Source organism: Nonomuraea sp. CA-141351, assembly GCF_050944675.1.
GTDB lineage: Bacteria > Actinomycetota > Actinomycetes > Streptosporangiales > Streptosporangiaceae > Nonomuraea.
Genome location: NZ_CP191982.1, coordinates 5,651,465 through 5,677,356, shown reverse-complemented (window position 1 = coordinate 5,677,356; position 25,892 = coordinate 5,651,465). Strand labels below are relative to the sequence as shown.

Annotated in this window: 28 protein-coding genes; 16 read left to right on the top strand and 12 right to left on the bottom strand. The window is 71.9% G+C overall.

Features of this window, described 5'->3' with window-relative positions; all coding sequences use genetic code 11:
- Positions 1–78 precede the first annotated feature (78 nt).
- The gene (locus ACQPWU_RS26770) at positions 79–840 is read left to right on the top strand and encodes an SDR family NAD(P)-dependent oxidoreductase (protein WP_433444461.1); all 762 of its coding nucleotides are present in this window, start codon (positions 79–81) and stop codon (positions 838–840) included.
- Between the two features lie 38 nt (positions 841–878).
- On the opposite strand, the gene ACQPWU_RS26765 is transcribed toward ACQPWU_RS26770, so the two are convergent.
- Positions 879–1,334 (bottom strand): pyridoxamine 5'-phosphate oxidase family protein, encoded by a 456-nt coding sequence (locus tag ACQPWU_RS26765; protein ID WP_433444460.1) that lies wholly within the window; start codon positions 1,332–1,334, stop codon positions 879–881.
- A gap of 285 nt (positions 1,335–1,619) precedes the next feature.
- Entirely contained in the window at positions 1,620–2,189 is a 570-nt protein-coding gene (locus ACQPWU_RS26760; RefSeq protein WP_433444459.1) for a CGNR zinc finger domain-containing protein, read from the bottom strand.
- A gap of 33 nt (positions 2,190–2,222) precedes the next feature.
- On the opposite strand from ACQPWU_RS26760, the gene ACQPWU_RS26755 reads away from it, so the two are divergent.
- The 3 genes from ACQPWU_RS26755 (at position 2,223) to ACQPWU_RS26745 (ending at position 4,298) form a co-directional block, all read left to right on the top strand.
- Positions 2,223–3,101, top strand: coding sequence for an SCO6745 family protein (locus ACQPWU_RS26755; RefSeq protein ID WP_433444458.1), 879 nt, complete (start codon positions 2,223–2,225; stop codon positions 3,099–3,101).
- 454 nt (positions 3,102–3,555) lie between these two features.
- The gene (locus tag ACQPWU_RS26750) at positions 3,556–3,870 is read left to right on the top strand and encodes an ArsR/SmtB family transcription factor (RefSeq protein ID WP_433444457.1); all 315 of its coding nucleotides are present in this window, start codon (positions 3,556–3,558) and stop codon (positions 3,868–3,870) included.
- Positions 3,867–4,298: an SRPBCC domain-containing protein gene (locus ACQPWU_RS26745; protein WP_433444456.1), complete on the top strand. Its 432-nt coding sequence runs from the start codon at positions 3,867–3,869 to the stop codon at positions 4,296–4,298. Before ACQPWU_RS26750 ends, ACQPWU_RS26745 begins: the two co-directional genes overlap by 4 nt.
- On the opposite strand, the gene ACQPWU_RS26740 is transcribed toward ACQPWU_RS26745, so the two are convergent.
- The 4 genes from ACQPWU_RS26740 to ACQPWU_RS26725 all read right to left on the bottom strand — a co-directional run bounded on the left by ACQPWU_RS26740 (position 4,295) and on the right by ACQPWU_RS26725 (position 6,903).
- Positions 4,295–4,507, bottom strand: a complete 213-nt coding sequence (locus ACQPWU_RS26740; RefSeq protein WP_345002864.1) for a hypothetical protein — start codon at positions 4,505–4,507, stop codon at positions 4,295–4,297. The genes ACQPWU_RS26745 and ACQPWU_RS26740 overlap by 4 nt on opposite strands.
- A gap of 3 nt (positions 4,508–4,510) precedes the next feature.
- Positions 4,511–5,245 carry an alpha/beta fold hydrolase gene (locus ACQPWU_RS26735; protein ID WP_433444455.1) on the bottom strand — a complete coding sequence of 245 codons (735 nt, stop codon included), beginning with the start codon at positions 5,243–5,245 and terminating at the stop codon, positions 4,511–4,513.
- A complete protein-coding gene (locus tag ACQPWU_RS26730; RefSeq protein ID WP_433444454.1) occupies positions 5,242–5,865 on the bottom strand; it encodes a LysE family translocator in 624 nt (207 codons plus the stop codon). Before ACQPWU_RS26730 ends, ACQPWU_RS26735 begins: the two co-directional genes overlap by 4 nt.
- A 66-nt stretch (positions 5,866–5,931) precedes the next feature.
- Positions 5,932–6,903, bottom strand: a complete 972-nt coding sequence (locus ACQPWU_RS26725) for a helix-turn-helix transcriptional regulator (protein WP_433444453.1) — start codon at positions 6,901–6,903, stop codon at positions 5,932–5,934.
- A gap of 43 nt (positions 6,904–6,946) precedes the next feature.
- Here ACQPWU_RS26725 and ACQPWU_RS26720 point away from each other — a divergent pair, with 43 nt between their 5' ends.
- Entirely contained in the window at positions 6,947–7,699 is a 753-nt protein-coding gene (locus ACQPWU_RS26720) for a DeoR/GlpR family DNA-binding transcription regulator (RefSeq protein ID WP_433444452.1), read from the top strand.
- Positions 7,696–8,886: an MFS transporter gene (locus ACQPWU_RS26715; protein WP_433444451.1), complete on the top strand. Its 1,191-nt coding sequence runs from the start codon at positions 7,696–7,698 to the stop codon at positions 8,884–8,886. Before ACQPWU_RS26720 ends, ACQPWU_RS26715 begins: the two co-directional genes overlap by 4 nt.
- Positions 8,887–8,889: 3 nt before the next feature.
- Here the strand turns inward: ACQPWU_RS26715 and ACQPWU_RS26710 are convergent, their stop codons facing one another.
- Positions 8,890–9,261 (bottom strand): winged helix-turn-helix transcriptional regulator, encoded by a 372-nt coding sequence (locus tag ACQPWU_RS26710; protein ID WP_433444450.1) that lies wholly within the window; start codon positions 9,259–9,261, stop codon positions 8,890–8,892.
- A gap of 78 nt (positions 9,262–9,339) precedes the next feature.
- On the opposite strand from ACQPWU_RS26710, the gene ACQPWU_RS26705 reads away from it, so the two are divergent.
- Positions 9,340–10,176 (top strand): SDR family oxidoreductase, encoded by an 837-nt coding sequence (locus ACQPWU_RS26705; protein WP_433444449.1) that lies wholly within the window; start codon positions 9,340–9,342, stop codon positions 10,174–10,176.
- A 48-nt stretch (positions 10,177–10,224) separates the two neighbouring features.
- On the opposite strand, the gene ACQPWU_RS26700 is transcribed toward ACQPWU_RS26705, so the two are convergent.
- Positions 10,225–10,989 carry a TSUP family transporter gene (locus ACQPWU_RS26700; protein ID WP_433445296.1) on the bottom strand — a complete coding sequence of 255 codons (765 nt, stop codon included), beginning with the start codon at positions 10,987–10,989 and terminating at the stop codon, positions 10,225–10,227.
- 181 nt (positions 10,990–11,170) lie between these two features.
- On the opposite strand from ACQPWU_RS26700, the gene ACQPWU_RS26695 reads away from it, so the two are divergent.
- The 6 genes from ACQPWU_RS26695 to ACQPWU_RS26670 all read left to right on the top strand — a co-directional run bounded on the left by ACQPWU_RS26695 (position 11,171) and on the right by ACQPWU_RS26670 (position 18,868).
- A complete protein-coding gene (locus tag ACQPWU_RS26695; protein WP_433444448.1) occupies positions 11,171–11,902 on the top strand; it encodes a TetR/AcrR family transcriptional regulator in 732 nt (243 codons plus the stop codon).
- Between the two features lie 89 nt (positions 11,903–11,991).
- The gene (locus ACQPWU_RS26690) at positions 11,992–13,197 is read left to right on the top strand and encodes a sensor histidine kinase (RefSeq protein ID WP_433444447.1); all 1,206 of its coding nucleotides are present in this window, start codon (positions 11,992–11,994) and stop codon (positions 13,195–13,197) included.
- Positions 13,194–13,859: a response regulator transcription factor gene (locus ACQPWU_RS26685; RefSeq protein ID WP_433444446.1), complete on the top strand. Its 666-nt coding sequence runs from the start codon at positions 13,194–13,196 to the stop codon at positions 13,857–13,859. Before ACQPWU_RS26690 ends, ACQPWU_RS26685 begins: the two co-directional genes overlap by 4 nt.
- A gap of 286 nt (positions 13,860–14,145) precedes the next feature.
- On the top strand, positions 14,146–15,408 hold the full coding sequence (locus ACQPWU_RS26680; protein ID WP_433444445.1) for a glycosyltransferase: 1,263 nt from the start codon (positions 14,146–14,148) through the stop codon (positions 15,406–15,408).
- A gap of 33 nt (positions 15,409–15,441) precedes the next feature.
- On the top strand, positions 15,442–17,574 hold the full coding sequence (locus ACQPWU_RS26675) for an ArnT family glycosyltransferase (protein WP_433444444.1): 2,133 nt from the start codon (positions 15,442–15,444) through the stop codon (positions 17,572–17,574).
- 82 nt (positions 17,575–17,656) lie between these two features.
- Positions 17,657–18,868 (top strand): FAD-dependent monooxygenase, encoded by a 1,212-nt coding sequence (locus ACQPWU_RS26670; protein ID WP_433444443.1) that lies wholly within the window; start codon positions 17,657–17,659, stop codon positions 18,866–18,868.
- Positions 18,869–19,519: 651 nt separating this feature from the next.
- Here ACQPWU_RS26670 and ACQPWU_RS26665 read toward each other — a convergent pair.
- Together ACQPWU_RS26665 and ACQPWU_RS26660 are read right to left on the bottom strand one after the other, a co-directional pair.
- On the bottom strand, positions 19,520–20,137 hold the full coding sequence (locus ACQPWU_RS26665) for an ATP-dependent Clp protease proteolytic subunit (RefSeq protein WP_433444442.1): 618 nt from the start codon (positions 20,135–20,137) through the stop codon (positions 19,520–19,522).
- A 1-nt stretch (position 20,138) separates the two neighbouring features.
- Positions 20,139–20,702 (bottom strand): ClpP family protease, encoded by a 564-nt coding sequence (locus tag ACQPWU_RS26660; protein ID WP_433444441.1) that lies wholly within the window; start codon positions 20,700–20,702, stop codon positions 20,139–20,141.
- A 144-nt stretch (positions 20,703–20,846) separates the two neighbouring features.
- On the opposite strand from ACQPWU_RS26660, the gene ACQPWU_RS26655 reads away from it, so the two are divergent.
- Together ACQPWU_RS26655 and ACQPWU_RS26650 are read left to right on the top strand one after the other, a co-directional pair.
- Positions 20,847–22,391, top strand: a complete 1,545-nt coding sequence (locus ACQPWU_RS26655; protein ID WP_433444440.1) for a histidine kinase — start codon at positions 20,847–20,849, stop codon at positions 22,389–22,391.
- Complete coding sequence (locus ACQPWU_RS26650) at positions 22,388–23,032, top strand: response regulator (RefSeq protein WP_433444439.1); 645 nt, start codon at positions 22,388–22,390, stop codon at positions 23,030–23,032. The genes ACQPWU_RS26655 and ACQPWU_RS26650 overlap by 4 nt, the downstream gene beginning before the upstream one ends.
- A 106-nt stretch (positions 23,033–23,138) precedes the next feature.
- Here ACQPWU_RS26650 and ACQPWU_RS26645 read toward each other — a convergent pair whose 3' ends face one another.
- Positions 23,139–24,002 carry a DUF2268 domain-containing protein gene (locus tag ACQPWU_RS26645; RefSeq protein WP_433444438.1) on the bottom strand — a complete coding sequence of 288 codons (864 nt, stop codon included), beginning with the start codon at positions 24,000–24,002 and terminating at the stop codon, positions 23,139–23,141.
- A 45-nt stretch (positions 24,003–24,047) separates the two neighbouring features.
- Positions 24,048–24,824, bottom strand: a complete 777-nt coding sequence (locus ACQPWU_RS26640; RefSeq protein WP_433444437.1) for a hypothetical protein — start codon at positions 24,822–24,824, stop codon at positions 24,048–24,050.
- Positions 24,825–24,879: 55 nt separating this feature from the next.
- Between ACQPWU_RS26640 and ACQPWU_RS26635 the strand changes: the two genes are divergently transcribed.
- The gene (locus ACQPWU_RS26635) at positions 24,880–25,881 is read left to right on the top strand and encodes an AAA family ATPase (RefSeq protein WP_433444436.1); all 1,002 of its coding nucleotides are present in this window, start codon (positions 24,880–24,882) and stop codon (positions 25,879–25,881) included.
- Positions 25,882–25,892 lie beyond the last annotated feature (11 nt).

Sequence of the window (25,892 nt, the reverse complement as noted above, 5' to 3'; positions counted from 1 at the left end):
GCACCGCACCGGGCGGGCGCGCCTCGGCACCATGGCCAACGGCGAGCCCCCAGAGCGAGGGTGCTAGCTTGTCCGATCGTGTCTGACTATCTGCGGGACCTGTTCTCCCTCGACGGCAGGCGTGCCCTCGTGACCGGCGGCAGCTCCGGCATCGGTTACGCCATCGCCGAGGCCATCGGCCGGGCCGGGGCCGAGATCGTGGTGGTGGCCCGCAGGGAGAGCGAGCTCGACAAGGCCGTCGCCCGGCTGCGCGAGCACGGCGTCACCGCCTCCTGGATCAGCGCCGACCTCGCCGACCGCGACGACGTCCAGCGCGTGTGCGCCACGGCCGGCGACATCGACATCCTCGTCAACGACGCCGGCAACAACATCCGCAAGCCCATGGCCGAGCTCACCGTCGATGACTACGAGCTCACCATCGCCGTGAACCTCACCGCCCCCTACCTCCTCGGCCAGCACTTCGGGCCGGAGATGGCCGCCCGCGGCCGGGGCCGCATCATCAACCTCGGCTCCCAGCAGTCCATCAGCGCCTTCGGAGACAGCGGCGCGTACGGCGCCGCCAAGGCCGCCATCGCCGGCCTGACCCGCTCCCAGGCCGAGGCCTGGTCGCCCCGCGGCGTGTGCGTCAACACGATCATCCCCGGCTTCGTGCTGACGCCGCTCACCGAGCCGGCCCAGGCCATCCCGGGCCGCGTCGAGGCGCTCGCCGCCCGCCACATGGTGGGCCGCAACGGCGTGCCCGAGGACTTCGCGGGCGCGGCGGTGTTCCTGGCCAGTGACGCCTCCGCCTTTGTCACCGGCCAGGTGCTCTTCGTGGACGGCGGCTTCTCCGTGCACTGACGGTCAGCCGACCGAACCGGGCGCCTTTACTTTGTAGATTACTTACGCCGGATCTCCCTCACAGCCGCCCCCTCGTGCCAGGTGGTCATGACGAGCTCGTCACCGTCGACCCGCGTCCACACCACCTCGGTCAGCTCGATCCGGAACAGGTGCGACTCCGGGCTGGTCAGCGCCGCCTCATCGGCGACCTCCACGGCCCGACCGGCCAGCTTCACATCGCCCTCCCACGACGACGGATCGGCCGTATCGGGCTCGGGGGAGGCGACGTGGATCGCCATGCGCGGATCCCGCCGCAGGTCGTGAACCTTGACCGCGCCGGACATCGACCCCGTCCACAGCTCGCCGTCCCTGAACGTGGTCTCGATGCCGCTGACCCGGGGCGAGCCGTCCTTGCGCAAGGTGGCCAGCACCCTGTGCTTGCACGTGTCCAGCACGCGCCGCGCCGCCTCGGCCAGCTCCGGCGCCTGCCGTTCGAACTCCTGCCATGAAGCCATGGCGTACATCCTGGCCGCCCTCACCGACAAAATCCTCGAGGAGGGATGCCGACCTGCCCGTCACCGTCCACCACGACCTCGGCCGACTTCTCCACGCTCTGGCCGAGCACGGCACCAAGAGCGTGTACGTCGACGGCGGCCAGGTCATCGCACCTTTCTGCGCGCGGGTTTGATCGACGAGATCACCATCACCACCGTCCCCGCCCTCCTGGGACGGGGTGCCGCCGTTCGGGCCACTCGGCCACGTCTCGACGCAGGCGCCGTCCAATCCACCTACAAGGCGACTCAGGCGCGGCGGCGGGCGCGGTAGGCGCTGGCCTTGGCGCGGTTCTGGCAGGACAGGCCGCAGAACCTGCGCGAGGCGTTCCTGGTGATGTCCATGAAGACCAGTTCGCACCCGTCCGCCTCGCAGCTACGCAGCCGCCGCCCCTGGCCGACACCGATCACCATGGCCAGGGCGGTGGCGGCGTCGGCCGCCCAGGCGTCCACCAGATCCGCCCCGGGCGCGTGGAAGGCCAGGACGGGTGGGTCGCCGTGCAGGTTGGGCACGGCCGCGTGGCGCACCAGGGCCTCGTTGAGCGTGGCGACGTCGCCGGTGAACGCCGGGTGCAGCTCGGCGGCCACACCGGCGAGCCGGTCGGCGTCCACGCCGGTCAGCGCGCGGCCGGGGGTCCAGCCCTGGCGGGTCAACGCCTGCTCCAGCGCCGCCCGCCGGTCGGCCGGCGGGTCCACGGGACGGCCGTGGGCCCGGGCGACGGACAGCTCGTTGACCAGCAGGACGGCCAGCTCCGCCCACCTGCCGACATAACTGTCTATTTGCGATTGACCAGTGATGCGCCAAGCCTCTATCGTCACTGGCATAGCTTATCTAGACAGTGAGGGATTGCCATGAGTGCATCGTCCAGGCTCGCCCGCCGCATGTGGCATCAGCTCGAGCCGATCCACGCTGTGCTGTACTTCTCGCCGCAGGCGTTCGAGGAGGCGGCCGCGCTCGGCTACGACGTGGAGTCCCGCTGGCCGAGCTACTTCGCCTACCGCACGGCCCCGCTCGGGCGCGCGGGCAGCCGGCTGGCCACGGCGGCGTACTACAGCTTCAGTCCGCGCACGATCGGCGAGCACGTGCCCGCGGTCTGGAAGGTCGCCTCTCCCGAGCGGGTGCTCGACGCGCGGCTGACCGCGGTCGACAGGACCTACCGCCACCTGCTGGGCGACAAGGTGACCGGGCCGGACGTGACGGAGGCGGCGGAGCTGGCCAGACGGGCCGCGGAGAGCGTGACGGTGGCCGGGCGGCCGCTCGCGGCGGCCAACCTGGACCTGCCCTGGCCCGCCGAGCCGCACCTGGTGCTGTGGCAGGCCGCCACCGTGCTGCGCGAGCACCGCGGCGACGGCCACCTGGCGGCGCTGCAGGCGGCCGGGCTGGACGGTTGCGAGTCGCTGGTGTCGTTCGCCGCGATCGACGCCGCCCCGGTGGCCAACTTCGCCGGGCGCGGCTGGAGCGAGCAGGAGTGGAACGCCGCCCGGGAACGGCTGGCCGCGCGCGGCCTGGTCGGCCCCGACGGGCAGGCCACCGAGCAGGGACGGGCACTTCGCGACCAGGTGGAGCGGATGACCGACGAGCTGGCCGCCGAGCCGTGGCGGCTGCTGGGCGACGAACGCGCCGAGCGCCTGGCTCAGCTCGCCTCCCCGTTCCTCGGCGCGGTCTTCGAGGCCGGGCTCCTGCCGATGACCAGCACCCTCGGCATCGCCACCGTCAAGGCCCCCGACTAGCCCCGCCAGAGGATGACCGTCGACCTGACGGCATCAGCCGAAGCCCATAGGCACGGCGATGTTCGTGACGTGCAGGTACGTCTCGTGCTCGCGTCGGAAGAGGCCCGGCTGCTCCTGATCCGCCTCTCGGACGCCTCCCCCCGTCAACCACCGTACCGTGTCAGTCGCACCGCCTACCTGATCTTCCCCCAAGGGAGGCAGTGCTTCGGTGGCCGCACCGGCGTCCTCTGCGGCGTAGCAGTGCAACGGTCAACGGGTTGTCGGTCTCTGGCGGTTCCCCCAGCCGTTGTCGATCTCGTCGTCGCGGGTGCCCGCTCTGCCGAGCAGCCGCGGCGCGGTCCGGCGACAGTGGCGGTGGCGACACTCACGTACGCGCTTCCGCAATAATTGCCGCTATCGTTAAAGATTAACAGCGTAACGAAAGCAGGCAACAATTAACACCAACGTTAACGATGTGGACGCCACGCTGGCCGCGCTCGCCGACCCCACCCGGCGCAAGGTCATCGACCTGCTGCGTGAAGGACCGCGACCGGCAGGCGAGCTGGCGCAGGCCGTGCAGATGAGCGCCCCCGCCCTCAGCAGGCACCTGCGCGTGCTGCGGGCGGGCGGTCTCGTACGCGCCGAGGCGGGCGGCGCCGACGCCCGGCTGCGCCTCTACACGCTGCGCCAGGAGCCGTTCGCCGCGCTGCAGGCCTGGCTGGACCAGGTGCAGGCGTTCTGGGCCGAGCAGCTCGGCTCGTTCAAGGACCACGTGGAGCGGGGCCGGTGAGCTCCGTCCGGGCCGGCGTCACCGTCCCGGTCGATCCGGCGACCGCGTTCCGGACGTTCCGGATCTTCACCGACGAGATCGACCGCTGGTACGTACGCGGCCTCCACAGCTGGGTCGACCCGGCCCGCGCGGTGGGCATCCGCCTCGAGGACGGCTACCTGCGCGAGCTGTGGTCCGACGGCGGCCACGTCGACACGGGCAAGATCATCGCCTGGGAGCCGCCGCGCCGCCTCGTCTGGGCCGACCTCATCAACGAGAGCGGCCGGATGGAGATCGAGGTGGCCTTCAGCCCGGTCGAGGGCGGCACCGAGGTGATGCTGGAGCACCGCGGCCTGGACACGCTGCCCCCGGACGTGGCCGGGCGCATCCGGCGCGGCTACTCCTGGAACATCGCGCTGCGCTGGTTCGCCGGCCAGTGGAAGGGCTAGCGGCGGCCGTACTTCTTGTGCACGGCCTGCTTGCTGACCCCGATCGCGTCGGCGATCTGCGCCCACGCCAGCCCCGCCACCCTGGCACGCCGCACCTGGACCGCCTCCAGACGCTCGATCTCGCGGCGCAGCGCGGTGGTGGCGTGCAGTGCCAGCAGCGGATCGTCGTCCTGTGCCTGTCTCACGAGGGTCGCCAGGTCGTTCGTCATGCCCTAAAGGTAATCCAGGAGCAGCTGGTTGATCTCCTCAGGACGTTCCATGGCCGGCAGGTGCCCGGCCCACTCCAGCTCCACCAGCCGCGCCTGGGGCAGCTCACCGGCCAGGTGGCGGGCGCTGGCCACGAAGTACGGCAGATCGTGCGCGCCGGCCACCACCAGCGCGGGAACGTCGATCTCCGCCTGCACGAACTCCCCCGCGACCTGCTCGGGCTCCGGATCGGCGGCCAGCTGCACCTCGAACGCGTGCCGCTGCATCTCCACCACGCGCCCGAACGCCTCCTGCGTCGCCTCGGGGCCGAGAAGGGTGCGCGCGTTCAGCTCGGCCGCCCCCTGGACGTCGCCCAGCTCCAGCAGGCGCCCCTCCTCCTTCCAGTACGCCCGCACGTCGTCCGTGGGCTCCAGCGTGGAGATGGGGTTGAGCAGCACGAGCCGGTCGGCGAGCCCGGCCGCGGCCAGCTCCAGCGCGACCCGGCTCCCTCCGGACGACCCGACCAGCGCCGCGCGGTCCACCTGGAGAGAGGCCAGCAGCCGGGCCACGTCGCCCGCATCGCTGTAAGGCCCGTCCGCCTGGAACGCGCTGCGCCCGTACCCGCGCAAGTCCACTGTGATCACCCGGAAGCGGGCGGAGAGGGCCTCGACCTGGGCGTCCCACATGCGGGAGTCTGCCGCGCTCGAATGCAGCAGCACCACGGGCTCGCCCGTGCCGCGCTCGGCATGCCAGATCGTCATCGCGCCTCCACCACCAGTCGTACACCCAGCCCGATCAGCACCACGCCGGAGATCTGCTCCAGCCTCCGCCGCACCCCGGGGCTGCCGAGCCACGCCTTGGCCTTGGCGACCGTCCAGACGAGCAGACCGTACCAGAGCAGGTCAACCAGCACCCACACCACGGCCAGCGTCACGAGCGTCAGCGGCACGTTCTGCCCCGCTGGGACGAACTGCGGCAGGAACGACATCGCGAACACCGCCGCCTTCGGGTTGGCCAGGCACGTCCCGACGCCCGCCAGGTAAGGGGCGCGCCAGCCCGGCACGACCGCCCCCTCGGGCGCCCCCTCCGACTGCCGGGAGCCCTTGCGCGCCTGCCACAGGGACTGCGCGCCCATCGCCACCAGCACCACGGCGCCCACGATCCGCATCACGTCGTAGGCCAGCTGCGAGGCCACCAGCAGCGCCGACAGGCCGAACGCGGCGGCCAACCCCCACAGCAGGATCCCGGTCTCGTTGCCCAGGGTGGCGGCCAGGCCCGAACCGCGGCCCGCGCGCAGCGTCTGGCGCAGGATGATCGCGGTGCTGACCCCCGGCACCATGGCGATCAGGACGCACGCGCCCGCGAAAGCTAGAAGATACATGCCGGGCATGGTCGCAGAACCGCGTCCGAATATCGCCCGATTTATACGTGCATCGCGTGGGCGGCCTCAGCCGTACATCTTGTGCAGTTCCGCGACCGCCTCGCACATCGCCGCCCGCAACTCCGGCGGCCCGAGCACCTCGACTGCGACCCCCATGCGCAGCAGCAGCCAGCGCGCGTGCGTGATCGACTCGATGGGCACCGTGAGCGTCAGCCAGCCCTCCGGATCGGGCTCTCCCGCGGCGGCCAGCGCGGCGCCCACGACGTCGGAACCCATCGTGTACGCCAGCAGGTCGCCATAGCCGGGGGCCAGCTTGATGACGGCCTCGGCGGTGTACATCCGCTCGCGGAACTCCTTGGCGTAGTCCTGCCAGAACGCGCCCAGGTCGAACCCCTCGGGCCGGGCGAACCGGCCGGGCGTCGTCTCCAGCGTCAGGATCCGCGCCACCCGGTACGTGCGGGGGCTGCCGCCCTGCGGCGCGGCCACCATGTACCAGGACCCGCCCTTGAGCACCAGCCCGTACGGGTGCACCACCCGGTCGACCTCCTGCTGCCCCCAGCGCCGGTAGGTCATGTGCAGCGGCCGCTGCTCCCAGACCGCCTCGGCCACCTCGCTCAGATGCGGCACGTCGTCGGCCGTGCGATACCAGCTCGGCACGTCCAGCAGGAACCGCTCGCGCATCCGCGAGGCGTGCGAGCGCGGCTCGGGCGGCAGCGCGGCCAGCAGCTTCAGCTCCGCGGTGGCCACCACCTCCGACAGGCCCAGCTCGGCAGCCGGTCCGGGCAGCCCCGCCAGGAACAGCGACGAGGCCTCCTCTGCCGTCAGCCCGTTCAGGCGGGTGCGGTAGCCGTCGAGCAGCTGGTAGCCGCCCGCCGGTCCCCGGTCGGCGTAGACCGGCACGCCGGCCGCCGACAGCGCCTCGACGTCGCGGTAGACGGTGCGGACCGACACCTCCAGCTCCGCGGCCAGCTCGGGCGCGGTCATGTGGCCGCGCGTCTGCAGGAGCAGGAGCAGCGAGAGGAGGCGGCTGGCACGCATGCACCCATTGTATTGCGCACATATGTCGTGTTTGTATGAACGCGTGGAGCGTTTGCGAGCCATCATGAACACCCTGCGCACCAACGACAGCGTCTCGGTCGCCGAGCTGGCCGCCGAGCACGGCGTCTCGGAGATGACCATCAGGCGCGACCTGGACGAGCTGGCCCAGCAGGGGGTGGTGCGCCGGGTCAGGGGCGGGGCGCTGTCGCTGCTGCTGCGCGGCGAGGAGCCGCCGTTCGGCGTGCGCGAGCGGGAGGCGGTGGAGGCCAAGCAGCGCATCGGCGCGGAGGTCGCGGCCCTGATCGCCGATGGGGAGGCGGTGGTGCTGGACGGCGGCACGACCGCGCTGGAGGTGGCCCGCGCCCTGCACGACCGCCGCCTGACCGTGCTGCCGCTGGCCCTGCAGTCGGTGTCGCTGCTGGCCGCCGCGCCACGCGTGCGGCTGGTGCTGCCCGGCGGCGAGATACGCCAGGGCGAGCTGAACTTCATGGGGCCGCTGACCGAGAGCTCGTTGAAGGCGTTGCGGTTCGACACGGCGGTGATCGGCTGCTGCGGGCTGTCGGCCGAGCACGGGCTGACCGCGCACGACCTGCCGGAGGTGGCGATCAAGCAGGCGGCCATCGCCTCGGCGCGGCGGGTGATCGTGGCGTGCGACTCGGGCAAGTTCGCGCGTACGGCCTTCGGCGCGGTCTGCCCGATCTCGCGGCTGGACGTGGTGGTGACGGACTCCGGCATACCGGGCGAGGAACGCGACGCCCTGGTGGCGGCCGGGGTGACGGTCAGGGAGGCCGCGTGAGACCCGCGCCCGGCACCCGGCAGGGCGTCCTCAGGCGGGAACGTACGGCGGTCTACCTGCTCTTCTTCCTGGCCGGCACGGCCATGGGCACCTGGACGGCCCGCATCCCCGCCATCAAGGAGCACCTCGGGCTGGGCGACGGCCAGTTCAGCCTCGCCCTGCTGGCCATCGCGGGCGGGGCGATGGCCGGGATGACCGCGGTGGGCCGGCTGGTCGACCGGCACGGCAGCAGCCGCGTCATGATCCCGGCCGCTCTCCTGCAGGGCGTCGTGCTCGTGCCGCCCGCCTATGCCCCGAGCCTGTGGGCGCTGGCGGGGACGCTGCTGGCGTTCGGCATCGTGCACGGGATCCTGGACGTGGCCATGAACGCCAACGCGGTGGAGGTCGAGCGGGCCTACGGGCGGCCGATCATGTCGTCGTTCCACGCCGTCTACAGCATCGGCGGGTTCACGGGCGCCACGGCGGGCGGTCTGTTCGCCCACCTCGGCCTGTCGGCCGCGGCCACGTTCCTGTCGATGGGCACGGTGATCGCGCTGCTGGCGATCTGGGCCGCCCGCTGGGCCCTGCGCTCGGTCCCGTCCTCCGCCCAGGACCCGGACGGCTCTGACTCTGGCTCTGGCGGGTCGGACGCGCGGCCCAAGGGGATCGTGTTCCTGGGCGTGCTGGCGTTCTGCTGCCTGGTGGGCGAGGGCGCCTCGGCCGACTGGAGCTCGGTCTACCTGCGCGAGGACCTGGCCGCCTCGCCGGGGTTCGCCGCCGCGGGGTATGCCGCGTTCTCCATCATGATGACGGCGGGGCGGCTGGCGGGTGACCGGCTGGCGGCCAGGTTCGGCGCGGTGCCGCTGGTGCGCTGCTGCGGGCTGCTGGCCGCCGCGGGGCTGGGGCTGGCGCTGCTGGGCGGGCATCCGGTGGCGGGGGTGATCGGGTTCGGCTGCTTCGGGGCGGGGCTGTCGTGCATCGTGCCGCAGGTGTTCTCGGCCGCCGGCCACCGCAATCCCGCCTTCGCGGGCCGGGCGCTGGCGCGGGTGGCCTCCATCGGATACCTGGGGCTCCTGTCGGGGCCGGTGTTCATCGGCGCCGCGGCCCAGCTGGCCGGTCTGCCCCTCGCGCTGGCCATCCCGGCGGTGCTGGCCGCCTTCGTCGCCCTGACCGCCACAGCGCTGCGCACCCGAACGCCTGTCCGCTAGCTGCTAGCGCGAGGCGTGTTCCTCCCGGGCGGACACCACCTCGGGCATGCGCTCCTCCACCCACTCCAGGAGGGGGATCAGGCGCTCGGCGGCCTCGCGGCCCAGCGGGGTGAGGCTGTATTCGACCCGGGGCGGGATCGAGGTCTCCGCCACGCGCAGCACCATGCCGTCGCGTTCGAGGGCGTGCAGGGTCTGGGACAACATCTTCTCGCTCACCCCGTCGACGCGGCGGCGCAGCGCGTTGAAGCGATAGGGCCCCTCGTGCAGGGCCACCAGCGCCAGGATCGCCCATCGGCCGGTGAGGGTCTCCAGCACCGTGCGCGAGGTGCACCTGCGCGAGAAGACATCGGCCACCAGCTCATCGAACTCCTCCATGGCTGCCAGCTTACGCCTTTGGGCGTACTTTCTTGTAGAAACTACTATCAAATAGAAAGTACCGATGGGAGAGAAACCATGATCGTGGTAACCGGAGCGAGCGGGCACCTGGGCCGGCTGGTGGTCGAGGAGCTCACGAAGCGGGTCCCCGCCGCGCAGGTCGTCGCGGCCGCGCGTACCCCGGACAAGGCCGCCGACCTCGGCGTCGAGGTCCGCGAGGCCGACTACGACCGGCCCGAGACGATCGAGGCCGCCATGCGGGGCGCCGCCAAGGTGCTGCTCATCTCCGGCATCGAACCCCAGCGGGTGCGGCAGCACGCGGCCGTCGTGGACGCCGCGAAGCGGGCCGGGGCCGCGCTCGTCTACACCAGCGCGCCCAGGGCCGACACCACCGAGGCCGCCCTGGCCGCCGACCACCGGGCGACCGAGGAGTACATCAAGGCGTCCGGGGTGACGTACACGATCCTGCGCAACAACTGGTACAACGAGGTCTACGAGCAGTCAATCGTCACGGCGCCCCAGCACGGCGCCGTGTACGGCGCCGCGGGCGACGGCCGGGTCGCCTCCGCCTCCCGCGCCGACTACGCTGCCGCCGCGGCCACCGTGCTGACCGGCGAGGGCCACGACGGCCAGGTGTACGAGCTGGCCGGCGACACCGCCTGGAGCCGCGCCGACCTGGCCGCCGAGATCTCCAAGGTCACCGGCAAGGAGGTCGCCTACCGGAACCTGCCGAAGGACGAGTACGCGGGCGTCCTGGCCGGTGCCGGCCTCCCGGGCCCGTTCGCGGAGCTTCTGGCCGACGTGGACGTCAACATCTCCCGTGGCTGGCTCGACGAAACGCCAGGCACGCTACGCGAGCTCATCGGCCGCCACACGCGGACGATCGGCGACTACGTCCGCTCCCTGCTGGCCTGACCCCCGCAGCCGTCTTGGGGGCGCCCCGCCTGCCATGGAGGCGCCCCTTCAGGGGCCGAACTGCTGCCACCCCAGCCGGGCGACCAGGGCCACCACGACGCACAGCAGGACGATCCGCACGAAGCCGGCGCCGCGCCTGAGCGCCATCCGCGCGCCGAGCTGGGCCCCGGCCACGTTGCACACGGCCATGCCGAGCCCGAGCGCCCAGTTCACGTGCCCCTGGAGGCCGAAGACCACCAGGGCCCCGAGGTTCGTCCCGACGTTGATGATCTTGGCGGAGGCGGAGGCCGAGACGAAGTCGAGCCCGAGGATGGTGGTGAAGGCGATGATCAGGAACGTGCCCGTACCGGGCCCCACGATGCCGTCGTAGAAGGCGATCCCGATCCCCGCCGTCGCCACGGCGGCGAACACCCTGGCGTCGGTACGCAGATGAGGCACCGGCACGGCCCCGAGCGAGGGCCGCAACGTCACGAACGCGGCCACGCCGAGCAGCACCACCATGACGGCGGGCCGCAGCACCTCGGCCGAGATCGCCGCGGCCGCCCATGCTCCCAATCCGGCGCTCAGCACGGCCAGTCCCGCACCGGGGAAGGCCACCTGCCGATCGATCTTGGTGGAGCGGGCGTAGGCGACGGCGGCCGACGCGGTGCCGAAGACCGAGGAGAGCTTGTTGGTGGCCATCGCCTCGACGGTCGGCATTCCGGTCATCATGATCGCGGGAAGCTGCAACAGCCCGCCGCCGCCCACGACGGCGTCGACCCACCCCGCGCCTGCCGCTGCGGCCAGCAACACCAGGACCTGCTCCAGCGGCAACGCCACTCCCCGTTTCCCCCGATAAACGTCAAGAGTTTACAAGGTGCACTTTGCCCGGTTTCCGCCGCCCATCGCCGCCCGTGCCCACTGGTCCACCATCGCGCGGCCATGGGCGGGATAATGGCCAGGAACGCTGGCCACCCCCGGCCAGACCGAGCACGAGGCAAGAGGACAGTCCCCGGTGAGCCAGCTGGTCGAACTCCACTCACGCAAGGCCGCCCGCATCCTGGACAGCGCCCGCGCACTGGTGCTCGACCACGGCGCGGGCAAGGTGACCGTGTCCGAGATCAGCCAGGCGGCCGGCGTCGGAAAAGGCACCGTCTACCTGTACTGGCCCAGCAAAGAAGATCTCATCCGGGGCCTGTTCGCCCGCGACCTGCTGGCCACCCTGGAAGAGCTCATCGCCGCCCTCACCACCGACCCCGCCAATGTCCGCCCCAGCCGCATGGCCCCGCTCATCGTCGGCACCGCCCGGAAGCTCCCGCTGGGACAGCGCCTGCACAACGGCGACCCGGAGTTGCTGCGGCTGCTCGTCCAGGACCCCGGCGACCGCGACCTGTACGCCCGCACCAACCCCGCCGCCATGGCCAACGCCGTCCTGCCGATCCTCCACCGCCACGGCCTGATCCGCCACGACCGCCCCCTGGCCGGCCAGACCTACGCCCTGCACGCCGTGCTCATCGGGTTCCTGGCCACCATGTCGGCCCCGGCCACCGTCCCGGCCGCCGCCCCGCCGGGCGTCGACGACCCGGCCGCGCTCCTCGCCGACACTGTCGCCACCCTGGTCGACCCCCCGGACCCGCCCGGCGAAGAGGCCGAGGCCGCGGCCGCCGAGGAGATCATCGCTCTCTTCCGCGACATCCGGGCCGCGGTCCTGGACCTGATCGACCGCAGCCAGACCCTCCAGCAGTGACGGTGGGCCCGGCCCGTACTGCGGTCGCAGTAGAGCGGGGGGTACCCAGGGATGAGGGAATGTCCCGAGGTCAGGCCTACCGTGGAGGGGTGCGTCCGCAGGCCTGGCTGAGGCAGAAGCTCCTTTCCCGCCCCTATGTGGCGGACACGATGCTGGCCGCGTGCGCGTTCGCGATGGCGCTGGTGGCGCCGGGGCCGCCGGTGGCGCCCGGGGCGGAGTGGCACGGCCGGATGCAGCACCTCACCGCGCACGGCATCGCGCTGGCCGCGGTCGTCTGCGGGGCTCTGGTCCTCCGGCGGCGGTGGCCACGCGCCGTCCTCGCCGTCACGGTCGCCGGGTTCGTCACCTACGACATGATCGACGGCAGGCGTGCCCCGCTGGATCTGGCGATGGCGATCGCGGTGTACACGGTGGCCTCGCGGTGCCCCCGCCGGACGGCGTGGGTCTACGGAGAGCTCGTCGCGCTCCTGGTCATCGTGGTCAGGGTCGTGTTCGGCGGGACCGCGTGGCTGGCGCCCGACGTGCTGGCACCGATCGCCTTCGTCGGCATGGCCACCGCCGCCGGAGACGCGCTGCGCAGCCGCCGGGCCTATGTGGCCGCCGTCGAGGAGCGGGCGCGCCGGGCCGAGGAGACCCGCGAGGAGGAGGCCGAACGCCGGGTGATGGAGGAACGGCTGCGCATCGCTCGGGAGCTGCACGACGTGCTCGCCCACCACATCGCGCTGATCAACGTGCAGGCGCAGGTCGCCGAGCATGTGCTGGCCACCGAGCCCGAGCAGGCCCGCACGGCGCTGGGCCACGTCCGCCATGCCGGCAAGGAGGCGCTGGAGGAGTTGCGGACGACGGTGGGGCTGCTGCGCCGTCCTGGCAGCCGCGACGAGCTCCTCACCGAGCCCGCGCCGGGGCTGGACCGGCTGCCCGAGCTGGTCGACTCGTTCACCGCCGCGGGGCTGAAGCTGGGCTGGATGGTCTACGGCGACCCGCGACCGCTGCCCGCTCCTGTGGACCTCGCCGCGTTCCGGATCGCCCAGGAGGCGCTGACCAACGTGAGCAAGCATGCCCCGCGGGCGACCGCGACCGTGCGGATCAGCTACACCTCCGACGAGGTGATCGTCGACGTGGCCGACGACGGTGCCGGTCATCCCGGCGGGAGCTCCTCGGGGACCGGTCACGGGCTGATCGGCATGCGAGAGCGCGCCCTGTCGGTCGACGGCACCTTCCTGGCCGGGCCCGTGGCGGGCGGTGGCTTCCGGGTGCACGCCGTGCTCCCCGCCTCCAGGAAGAACCGGTCATGACGATCACCGTGCTGCTCGCCGACGACCAGGCGCTGGTCCGCGCCGGCTTCCGGGTGCTGGTCGACTCGGCGCCCGACCTGAGGGTGGTCGGCGAGGCCGCCAACGGTCATGACGCCGTACGGCTGGCGCGCGAGACCAGAGCCGACGTGGTGCTGATGGACGTCCGCATGCCCGGCATGGACGGGCTTGCCGCGACCAGCGAGATCACCTCCTCTTTGGCCGGGGTGCGGGTGCTGGTCCTGACCACGTTCGAGATCGACGAGTACGTCTTCGCCGCGCTGCGGGCGGGCGCCAGCGGCTTCCTCGGCAAGAGCGTGGAGGCCGGCGAGTTGCAAGAGGCCATCAGGGTGGTGGCCCGGGGCGAGGCACTGCTGTCGCCGGCGGCGACCGCAGGCCTGATCAACCGCTTTCTGGCCAGCCCCGGCGTCACGGCCACGCACGTACCGGAAGACCTCGCCGTGCTCACCGAACGCGAACGCGAGGTGATGATCTTGGTGGCCCACGGACGCACCAACGACGAGATCGCCGACCTGCTCGGCATCAGCCGGGTGACCGCCAAGACGCACGTCAACCGGGCCATGACCAAGCTGAAGGCGCACGACCGCGCCCAACTGGTGATCATCGCCTACGAGACCGGCCTGGTCCGTCCCCAGGCCCGCTGATCGGCCGGGACCCACGGGCGCGGTAACCCGCCCCCGGCGCCTACTGCGATCGCCGCAGTTCAGAACCCTCCTCCAGGCGGACGCTCCGCCGAGACGACGCCGCGAGGCTTGGTAGTGCCCACAACGATGCCGGCGCGGTGCGTCCGGTGCGCCGGCCGTGGTGCCGCTCTGCTCCTGCCGGCCCGGGCGCGACCGGCGCCTTCCGGGCTCGTTCACGATGCCCCGGCGCGGTGGACGGCGGGCTCGTCCCCGCCGCCCCTCCGGCATCGGCTACATGAGGAGATCAGTGACCAACACCACCCGCGGCCCAGGCCTTTGCCGCGATTTCCAGCACTCGCAGAGTCCGGATCAGCTCAGCCCACAGGGTCCCAGCGTCGAGATCGTCATTCCCGTCCACAACGAGGAGCGGGCGCTCCCGGGATGCCTGCGCACCCTTCACGCGCACCTGCGGGAGCGGATGCCGTTCCCCTGGCGGATCACCGTGGCGGACAACGCGAGTACTGACCGCACGCTGGAGGTGGCCCACGAGCTGGCCGCCGAACTGCCCGGGACGGACGTGGTCCACCTCGACCGGAAAGGCCGCGGCCTGGCGCTGCGTACGGTGTGGGGCGCGAGCGAGGCCGACATCGTCGTCTACATGGACGTGGACCTGTCCACCCGCCTGGACGGGCTGTTGCCGCTGATCGCGCCGCTCGCCAGCGGCCACTCCGATCTCGCCATCGGCAGCCGGCTGGCCCCCGGCGCGCGCACCGTGCGCGGCCCCCGCCGCGAGCTGATCTCCCGCTGCTACAACGCGATCATCCGGCTCACCCACGGAGCCCGTTTCAGCGACGCGCAGTGCGGCTTCAAGGCCGCGCGTACGGACGTGCTCGGCCCGCTGCTCGAACGGACGCAGGACGACGCCTGGTTCTTCGACACCGAACTGCTGCTGCTCGCCGAGCACAACAGCCTGCGCATCCACGAGGTCCCGGTCGACTGGGTCGAGGACGTGGACACCCGGGTCGACGTCGTCAGCACCGCCGCGGACGACCTGCGCGGACTGTGGCGAGTGGCCCGCATGAAGGCGTCGGGCTCCGCACGGGTGCCGTTGCCCAGGCGTCCCGCCCCCGCCGCCGAGCACCCCGACGCCGTGCTCGCCCCCGCCAGGGCAGGCTCCCGGATCACCTGGGAGGTCGGCTGCTTCGTGGCCATCGGCGTGCTCTCCACGGCCGGCCAGGCCCTGCTCTACTGGCTGCTGCGCGCGTGGTGGCCGCCCGTGCTCGCGAACCTGGTGTCGCTGCTGGTCCTCACCGTGCTCAACACCGAGGCCAACCGCCGTCTCACCTTCCGCTGGTCCGGCACTGGCGCCGGGCGGGCACACCTGGGGGCCGGAGCCCTGTTCCTGATCGGGTACGTCGTCACGTCCGCCGCCGTGCTGCTGTTCCGCCATTACCAGCCCGAGGCGTCGGCCGCGGCCGAGACGCTGGTGCTCACCGCCTCCTCCGTGCTGGTCACCGCTGTCCGCTTCGTGGTGCTGCGGCTGGCCGTCTTCCGTCGTACCACCCCCTGACCCCGCCGCCATTTCCAGAGAGCGACACACACGATGACTCTGCCGTCCACCCCACGTGCCGCAGCCCGTCCGCTCCCAGGCTGGGCGGCTCGGGCCGCGCTGGCGGCGATCCTGCTCCTGGCCGCCGGCCTGTACGGCTGGGCCCTCGGCTCCCTCGGCTGGGGCAACAGCTACTACTCCGCGGCCGTGAAGTCGATGGGTCAGAGCTGGACGAACTTCCTGTTCGGCGCCTTCGACCCGGCGGGTGTGATCACCGTCGACAAGCCGCCGGCGGCGCTGTGGCCGCAGGTGCTCAGCACCAAGATCTTCGGCCTGCACGGCTGGGCGATGATCCTGCCCCAGCTGCTGGAAGGCGTCGCGGCGGTGTTCCTCCTGCACCGCACCGTGCGCCTGTGGGCGGGCGAGGCGGCGGGGCTGCTGGCCGCGCTGGTCCTGACCGTGACCCCGATCACGGTGGCGATCAACCGCGACAACAACCCGGACACGCTGCTGGTGCTGACGCTGGTGGCGGCGGCGTACGCGCTGACCCGGACCTTGCGGACGCCATCCGGCCGGGCCGGCCTGCGGTGGCTCTGCGCCGCCGGGTTCCTGATCGGCCTCGGCTTCATGGCGAAGATGCTGGCCGCCTGGATGGTGATCCCCGCCTTCGCGGCAGCCTGGCTGGTCGGCGCGAAGGGCCCCTGGCTGGGCCGGCTCGCCAGGCTGCTGGTCGGCGGGGCCGTGCTCGCGGTGTCCTCCCTGTGGTGGGTGGCGATGGTCGCGTTCTGGCCGGGCGAGCGGCCGTACATCGGCGGCAGCACCGACGGCAGTGCCTGGGACCTGGTGATCGGCTACAACGGCCTCGGGCGGGTCCTCGGCGGGAGCGGCGGCGGCATGGGCGGCGGCCTAGGTGGCTTCAGCATCTCCTTCGGCGGGGCGGCCGGTCCAGGGCGGCTCTTCAACGAGCAGGTCGGCGGGCAGATCAGCTGGCTGCTGCCGTTGTGCGCGGTGGCGCTGGCGCTGGCCGTGGCCGTCGCGGTCCTGCGCCGGCGCGGAGTCACGATGCCCGGTGAGCCGCTTGGCGCGGCCGGATGGGTGCTGTGGGGGACGTGGCTGGTGGTCTGCGGCGTGGTGTTCGCCACGCAGCAGGGGATCTTCCACCCGTACTACACGACGCAGCTGGCCCCCGCCATCGCCGCCCTCACCGCCGGCTTCGCCACGACGCTGGCCCGCGCCCACCGGGCCGGGGCTCGCTGGGCACTCCCGCTGGGAGCCGGGGCCGTCGCGGTGACCACGGCCTGGGCACTGGCCATGATCGGGCGGGTGCCGTCCTGGAACGGCTGGCTGGTGTGGCCCGTGGGCGTGGCGGGAGTGGCGGCGATCGTGCTGCTGCTCGTGTCCGCCGGCCGGCGACGGCTGCTTCCCGCCGCGCTCGGCGTCGCGGTCCTGGCGGTGCTGTCCGCTCCCGCGGCCTGGGCGATCAGCGTGCCCGGCTCCCCTTCGATGATGGGCGGCGCCAATCCCACCGCGGGTCCGCTGACCATGCCCTTCGGCCGGGGAGGCGGAGGCGGCGCTACTCCGGGCGGATTCGAGCTCCCGGAGGGGATGGGGCTCCCGCCAGGCATGGAACTCCCTGAAGGGATGGAACTCCCGCCGGGCATGGAGCTCCCCGAAGGATTCCCCGGCGGAACGGGAGGATTCCCCGGCGGTCGCGGAGGCATGCCGCCCGGGTTCTCCGGCGGCTTCCCCGGCGACGGCACCGCGCTCAGCTCCGACCAGCGCAAGATCCTCGACTATGTCGTCCAAAACTCCGGCTCCGCCCGGATCAAGCTCGCCGTCGAAGGTGGCGCCATGTCGGCCTCCGGTTTCATCCTCAACAGCGACGTCACCGTCATCGGCATGGGCGGCTTCGTCGGCATCGACGACGCCCCGAGCGTCCGGCAGCTGAAGGACTGGACGGGTTCCGGGCAACTGCGCTTCGTCCTGGGATCCGGCCGGGCCGGCTTCGCCGCCATGCTGGGTGGGACGACGAGCACGAACCGCGCGCAATGGATGAAAGAGAACTGCGCCGAAGTCCCCGCCACCGCCTATGGCGGCAGCTCCACCGCCTCCTCGCCCGGCAGTCCGGCGACCGGCGGCCCCATGGGAGGCGGCACCACCCTCTACGACTGCGCCCCCAAGCGCTGACAGCCGAAGGCGCTGACCAATTGAACCGAAATGGTCAGTTGGTCTGATAGCGTGGCGATGACGTGAAAGAAGGGGAACGGGCATGAAGAATGCTGCAGTGCGCGGCCGTGCGCTGGTGGTCGGGCTCGGGATCGCGGGCATCGCCACCGCGCTGCGGCTGCGGCAGGTCGGCTGGGAGCCGGTGCTGGTGGAGCGGGCCCCGGCACGCCGCTCGAACGGGTACTTCATCCTGCTGTTCGGCGCCGGGCTCGCCTCCGCGGAGCGGCTGGGCGTCCTGGAGGCGATCGGCGACCGTACCCCACAGGCCGTCCCGTACGAGGTGAACCGGGCCGGACGCCACACCGTCGGCATGAGCCTGGCGGGCCTGCCCGGCAAACCCCGGGTGGTGCTGCGCGGCGACGTCGAGCAGGCGCTGTTCTCGGCGCTGCCGGCCGATGTGGAGATCCGCTTCTCCACCGTGCCCACCCACATCACCCAGGACGACTCGGCGGCGGAGGTCACCCTGCGCGACACCGCCTCCGGCGCCACCGTGACCGAGCGCTTCGACCTGGTGGTGGGCGCCGACGGGATGCGCTCGACCGTGCGCAAGCTGGCCTTCGGCCCCGAGAACTACCTGCGTCCGCTGAACTACATGATCGGCGCCACCGTCCTGGACAAGCCGATCGAGGGCCTCGGCCAGGACCAGGGCCTGACCCTGGCCGAGCCGGGACGCTCAGCGTGGATCTTCCCCTTCTCCGACCACGCCCCGGGCCTGCTGTTCTCCTACCGCACCGCCGACGTCGACGCCGAATTCGCCCGCCCACCTATCGAGTCCATCCGGGCCGCGTTCGGCCCGCAGCCCACCGGACCGCTCCTGGAGAGGTTGCTCACGGCGTTCGAGCAGGCTCCGGAGTTCCTGTTCGACTCGGTGAACCAGGTCAAGATGCCGCGCTGGCACCAGGGTCGGGTGGTCCTGGTCGGCGACGCCGCCTGGTGCGTGACCCTGTACGCGGGCATGGGCGCCTCCAGCGGCATCGCCGGAGGCGAGCTGCTGGGCACCATGCTGCAGCGCCACCCCGGTGACCTGCCGGGCGCGCTGGACGCGTGGGAGGCCCGGATGCGGCCCTTCATCCAGACCGAGCAGAACAGCGCGCTGATCATGCGCAGGATCTTCACGCCCCACGACCGCAAGGAGCAGGTCCTGCGCGCCGCAATGCTCCGCCTGATGCGCATGCCGGTCATCGGGCAGGCCATGGGCAAGATCATGAACGGCGCGGACATGAAGAACAAGACGTTCGACGTCGCCGCCGTGTGACCCGGCCCCAGCACGATCGGAATACGATGACCGCCCGGATGAGCCGGCTGATCGAGGGCCTCTCGCACGCCACCTGGCCCCACTGCTGATCCACACAGGGCTGCGCCTCCCTCTGGCGTACCGCCTGCACGGCGGCGACGCCGGCCTGCTGCGGCTGCTCACCCAGCAGGCCGGCGACCGCGAACTGTTCGCCCGCACCACGCCCAGCGCCCTGTGCGAGACGGGCATGCCGGTCCTTCGCCGACACGGCCTGATCCGCCGCGACCGTCCCCTGCCCGAGTAGGCCTACGCCGTACACGCCGTGCTCACCGGGTTCAGCGCCGCCATGTCGGCCCCGGCCACCGCTCCCCTCGGCGCCGACGACCTTGACGAGATCCTCTCCGACACCGTGGCCCAACTGCTCAAGCCGCCCGTCGCCCCCGGTGGGCCGGCCATCGCCGCAGCCGCCGAGAGACCGTCGTCGTCCTGCGCCGGATCCAGAAGGCGATGCTGGACCTCGTCGAGCGCAGCCAGACCCTCCAACAGTGAGCGGGGACGAGCCCGCTCACCGGGAAGACGTGAGGGACACGCGAGCCGCGTGACCTCGGCATCATGATCGGCCACGGCGGGCCCTGGTGCGAGGGCCCGGGTGCGAGGACGCCAGGCGGCGGCTCAGCGGGCGGCGGTCAGGGTGCGTTTCCTGGAGGCGTAGATGTCGTCCACCAGCCCATACGTGCGCGCCTGCTCCGCGGTGAAGATCCGGTCCCGCTCGATGTCCTTCCTGATCTCCAGGATGCCCCGCCCCGTGTGCCGGGAGAGGATCTCCTCCTGCTGGTCGCGCATCCGCAGGATCTCCCTGGCGCGGATCTCCAGGTCGCTCCCCTGGCCGCGCCCGCCCTCCGCGTGGGGCTCGTGCAGGAGGATGCGGGCGTGCGGCAGGGCGGCGCGCTTGCCGGGTGTGCCCGCCGCCAGGAGGACGGCCGCCGCCGAGGATGCCTCGCCGATGCAGACGGTGTGGATCTCCGGCTGGACGAACTGCATCGTGTCGTATATGGCCGTCATCGCCGTGAACGACCCGCCGGGAGAGTTGATGTAGATGTTGATGTCCCGGTCGGGATCGAGCGACTCGAGCGTGAGCAGCTGGGCCATCACGTCGTTGGCCACGACGTCGTCGATGGGCGCGCCGATGAAGACGACCCGGTCCTCGAAGAGCTTGGTGTACGGGGTCGTCTCCTTGACGCCGTACGAAGTGCGCTCCGTGAACGAGGGCAGCACGTAACGGCCGCTCATATCAGTTCATCCCTTCTGCGATGTGGTCGACGATGCCGTACTCGAGCGCCTCCGAAGCGGTGAACCAGCGGTCGCGGTCGGAATCGGCCTGGATGCGCTCCAGCGGCTGGCCCGTGTGGTGGGCGATGATCTCGGCCATCCGGCGCTTGGTGTAGAGCATGTTGTCGGCCTGGATCTGGATGTCGCTGGCCGAGCCGCCGATGCCGCCGAGCGGCTGGTGCATGACGACGCGGGCATTGGGCAGGGCGTAGCGCTTGCCCTTTGCACCCGCCGACAGCAGCACCTGCCCCATGGACGCGGCGAACCCCATCGCCACCGTCGCCACGTCGCACGGAATGAACTGCATCATGTCGTAGAGCGCCATCCCAGCGGTCACGGATCCGCCCGGCGAATTGATGTAAAGCGTTATGTCGCGCCTGGGGTCTTCGGCCGCCAGCAATAGGAGCTCCCCGCAGAGCCGGTTGCAAATGTCGTCGTCAACCTCCTGGCCGAGAACAACGATGCGCTCCTTCAGCAGCCGCTGGCTGAGCTGGTCAGGCCAGGTCGCGCGCTGGGTCTCCGTCATGACCGGTCGCCTTTCTGTGCTGGGTATTCCGGGAAAAACGCTAGACCCGGCGGCCGGTAATTCTGGGATTATTTCGCTGGGGGCGCATTTCTCTAAGGGCGCATTCCACTGAGAGCGAATAACCGTCGACATACAATCGCGGATGTGAGAAGGAACCTGCCCCGCCGATGGGCGTGCCTCATCCTGGGCGGCGCGCTGCTGATGCCGTACATGATGGCCGGGGTCCTCGCGACCCAGTGGCAGGGGCAGAGCGCCAACCTGTTGCTGCCCATCCAGATCGGGGTGTTCGTGGCGGTGCTGCCGGTGGTGGCCCTGACCGGGCTGTTCCTGCCCGTTCGCGGGCTGGAGGTGAACGCGGCGCAGGGCCTGCTCGGGGCGCACGTCGAGACCCCGCCCAGGCAGGCGGGCCGCTCCTGGCAGGAGCGCCGTCGCACCGCCGCCTGGTTCACCCTGCACCTGGCGATCGGCGGCCTGGTCAGCGGCTGCACGCTGGCGATCGTGCCGTTCACGCTGGTCACGCTCGCTTTGCCGTTCGCCGGAGGGGCTACGCCGATCATCGGGATCGCGGTCGAGCCGGGATGGCCGACCGTGCCGTGGGTGGCGGGCGGGCTGGCGCTGCTGGCGGCGCTGGTCGCGGTGGCGGCGGGCGCGGGCGAACTGCTGGCCAGGCTGGCTCCCGTCCTGCTCGGCCCCACCCCGGCCGAACGCCTGGCCGCCGCCGAGGAGCACGCCCGTACGCTCGCCGAACGCAACCGGCTGGCCCGCGAGCTGCACGACTCGGTCGGCCACGCGCTCAGCGTCGTCACCCTCCAGGCCGCGGCCGCGGGCCGGGTCCTCGACCGCGACCCCCAGACGGCGAGAACCGCCCTGGCCGCCGTCGAACAGTCCGCCCGCGCCGCCCTGGAGGACCTCGACCGTGTCCTGGGCCTGCTACGCGAGGACGGCCCAGCCGGCGTCGCACGAAGCGACCATGCCCGGCCCGAAGTCCCGGCGAGCGACCATGCCCGGCCCGAAGTCCCGGGGAGCGACCATGCCCGACCCGGAGCCCCGGCGAGCGACCGCGAACCTGCCGGCGACTCCCGCACCGACCACAACCCCGCCGGCATCTCCCCGGGCGACGGCGATCCGGCCGACGTCGCACAGCACGACCGCGGCGTGGCCGGCGTCGCAGGGGGTGCCCGCCTCCCCTCCTTCCCCGTTGGGACCTCAGCCGAAGTACGGAGGGACCGCGATCCGGCCCAGCGAGCCAGGCGCGATCGAGCCGGGCAGGGTCCGGAGCGAGCGGGAAAGGGCGTGGCGGCCCAGGGGCAGTCAAGGGCGCCCAGGGCCACGCTGGCCGACCTCGACGAGCTGGTCGCCGCCTCGGGCGCGCAGGTGCGGCAGGAGGTGGGCGATCTGTCCGCCGTGCCCGCCGTGGTCTCCAGGGAGGCCTACCGCATCGTCCAGGAAGCGCTCACCAACGCCATCAAGCACGGCCGCGGCCCCGTACGCCTGACCGCCGCCGTGCAAGATGACGACCTGCGCCTCGAGGTCACCAACCCCGCAGGCGGGAACGGCGCCCGCTCCGGAGGCAGGGGCGTGACCGGCATGCGTGAGCGCGTCCGGCTGCTCCGTGGCGAGCTGGAGGCCGGGCCCACCGAGGCCGGATGGAAGGTTTCGGTACGCCTGCCACTACGGTCGAGCCCATGACGCTCAGAGTCGTGATCGCCGACGACGAGGACCTCATCCGCGCGGGCCTGCGGATCATCATCGACGCCGAACCGGACCTGACCGTGGTCGGCGAGGCCGCCGACGGCGCCGCGGTCGTGCCCGTGGTGCGCCGCGAGCGGCCCGACGTCGTCCTCATGGACGTACGCATGCCCGCACTCGACGGCATCCAGGCCACCGAGCGCCTCCTGGCCCTCGACGACCCGCCCAAGGTGCTCGTGGTGACCACGTTCGAGAACGACGACTACGTCTACGACGCGCTGCGCGCCGGGGCCAGCGGCTTCCTGCTCAAGCGCGCCAGGCCGGACGACCTCCTGCGAGCCGTCAGGCTGGTCGCCGCGGGCGAGTCGCTGCTGTTCCCGGCCGCGATCCGGATGCTGGCCGGGCGCCGCCCCCAGAGCTCGGCGCGGGTGCCCGGGATCGACCGGCTGACCGGCCGCGAGGGCGATGTGCTGCGCCTGATGACGAAGGGCCTGTCCAACAACGAGATCGCCGCCGAGCTGGTCGTCAGCCAGGAGACGGTCAAGACGCACGTCGGCAACGTGCTGGCCAAGCTGGGCGCCCGCGACCGCACCCAGGCCGTGATCGCCGCCTACGAGTCCGGCTTCGTCTCCCCCGGCTGAGCCCTTCGGCCCCATATCCCGATCGACGGGTTTGTCCTTGGGGGAGAGGAGGAGAAGGGCCCTGCTGAGGCCGGAGGGAGTGAGCGGTGGCGGGCAGGGCCGGTGGTCACGGCCGGAGGCCCGCGCGGCGCAGGAGCTCGGAGGCGGGCAGCAGGGTGGCCTCGGTCGCGGTCAGCCCCGTTGCTGCCAGTGCCTGGTCGACGAGCCGCAGCCCCACCGCGTATCCCGCCATGTCGGGAATGCCGCGAGGCTCCTGCCCGAAGCTCCGCATCGCGCTGTCCCCCAGCACGTACGCGGGTGTGTTCCCCATCCCGGCGAGCTCGAAATCCGCCATGATCCGCTCGTATGCCGTCTCGTACGCCTCCCCGGTCACCATCGACGACCACGGCCCCATCGCCTCGGGACCCGACAGCTCCCGTACGAACGCCTCGGCCAGCCCCTCGGCGACCACGTGCTCGCCCACGGTCACCGTCACCGGGTTCCATTCGACGTTGGTGTAGCGGACGTTGTGGTGGAACTCGTGCACCGCGAGGTGCGCGATGCGGCCGATCACCTCGTCCGAGGGCCAGGCCAGCAGGTAGAGCCAGCCGGGAGCGCCGCCCATGCCGTAGTAGCCGCCGGTCACCTTCATCAGGTGCTCGTTGTCCGGATCGCCCAGTACAAACATGACCTGCAGTGAATCGACCTGCTTGGCACCGTGGAGCCGCTCGGAGGCGCGGCCCAGCTCCCGACCCACCTGGCCGAGCACGTCGGCGTCGATCATGCGCTGGACGGCGGCCAGGTAGCGCGGGTCGTCGGCGTCGACGCGGAGGCCGCCACCCTGGTGGTGGATGTCGACGATGTCGCCGGGCATCGGGATCGCCTGGCGCATCGGCGCCAGCATCTCCCGCAGCGCGCCGGGCCGCCGTCCGAGCGGTTCCTGAAGCAGGGCGGCCATGGCCGTGAGCGTGTCGTGAACGATGAACTCCATGCCGCGGACGCTAAAGCCTCACGTAACGTGAGCCTCAAATCGATTTCAGAGCGGGCCTCCTTCGCCCGCGTCGTCCCCTGGCGTCGGCCCCGGCGTGATCTGGCCGCTCTGCGACGGCGATGGCGACGGAGACTGCGACGGCGAGGGCCGCGGCTCGGGGCTCGCCGGCGTCGGCGGCGGCGTCGGGACGAACACCGTCGGCGGCAGCTGCCTGGGCTGCGGCTCGCTGTCGCGCCTGCCCAGCAGGAGCAGCAGCAGGATCGCCGTCACCAGCAGCACCAGCAGCACCAGCGCGAGCGCGGCCGTCAGCACCCGCTTGCGGGTCTCGGTCAGCGGCCTGCGCCGCCGCGTCGGCCCGGGCAGGGCGGGCGCGCGGTCGGTCAGCCAGTACGGCACGAAGTCGGGCCCGTGGGCCTGCCCGATGAGCGTCCCGCCCACCATGACCGGCTCCAGGAAACGTTCCGCCCCCGGCCGGCCCGGCACGTACGGCACCGCCACCCATGGCGCGTGCCCGTCGTTCAGGTCGAGCACCTCGGGTGTGCCGTCCAGCACCGCGCCCCGCGACCGCCCGGGGCGCACGAACCAGCCGCGCATTCCGGACCGCTCGCCCCTGGCCTCCTTGGCCGCGGTCACGAACCTCTCGCGCGCCGCCGCGTCGAACGCGGCCCCTCTGGTCAGCACGGCCAGGGAGACCGCGCGCCCGTCCGGTCCCTGGCCCAGGTACACGAAACCGGCTGGAGCCGCGTGCAAGCGGGCCTGGACCACGTATGGACCCAGCCGAGGCGGATCGCCGTACTGCAGGGGACTTGCCACGTTTGCCATGAAAGCACAGACGTGGCGTCGTGCACGTTTGCGGCGCGTTTGGTGGAATGGCGTCATGAGCGTCGCCGAAGAGTTGCCAGGCGGAAACGACGTGGCGCTGCTGCGTCAAAGTCTCGACGAGGTCCGGCGTGTCATCGTCGGCCAGGACCACATGGTCGAAAGGCTCATCGTGGCCCTGCTGGCCCGCGGGCACTGCCTGCTTGAAGGCGTCCCAGGCGTCGCCAAGACCCTCGCCGCCTCCACCCTGGCCACTGTCGTGGGCGGCACGTTCGCCCGGATCCAGTTCACCCCCGACTTGGTGCCGAGCGACATCGTCGGCACCCGCGTCTACCACCCCTCCAACGAGAAGTTCGATGTCGAGCTCGGTCCCGTGTTCGTCAACTTCCTGCTGGCCGACGAGATCAACCGCGCCCCCGCCAAGGTCCAGTCCGCGCTGCTGGAGGTCATGGCCGAGCGGCAGGTCACCCTCGCCGGCGTCACCCACCCGCTGCCCAAGCCGTTCATCGTGCTCGCCACCCAGAACCCGATCGAGTCCGAGGGCGTCTATCCCCTGCCCGAGGTGCAGCGCGACCGCTTCCTGTTCCGCGTACGGGTGCCGCACCCCAGCGCCCACGAGGAGCTGGAGATCCTCCACCGGATGAGCGTCACCCCGCCGGTCCCCGAGCGGGTGCTCGACCCGGGCAAGCTGCTGACCCTGCAGCAGGCCGCCGAGGAGATCTCGGTGCACCAGCTCGTCGCCGACTACGTGGTACGGCTGGTCATGTCCACCCGTAACCCCGCCGAGTACGGCCTGGCCGACCTCGCCGAGACCATCGAGATCGGCGTCAGCCCGCGGGCCACCCTGGGCCTGGTCGCGGCCGGTCGGGCGCTGGCCCTGCTGCGCGGCCGCGACTACCTGCTGCCCGACGACGTACGCGACGTGGCCGTGGACGTCATGTCGCACCGGCTGATGCTCACCTTCGACGCCCTGGCCGACGGCGTCGATCCCGAGCAGGTCGTCAGGCAGATCCTGCACGCCGTTCCCCCGCCCCTCGTCGTCTGGAACCAGAACCGTTGAGCACTGACGAG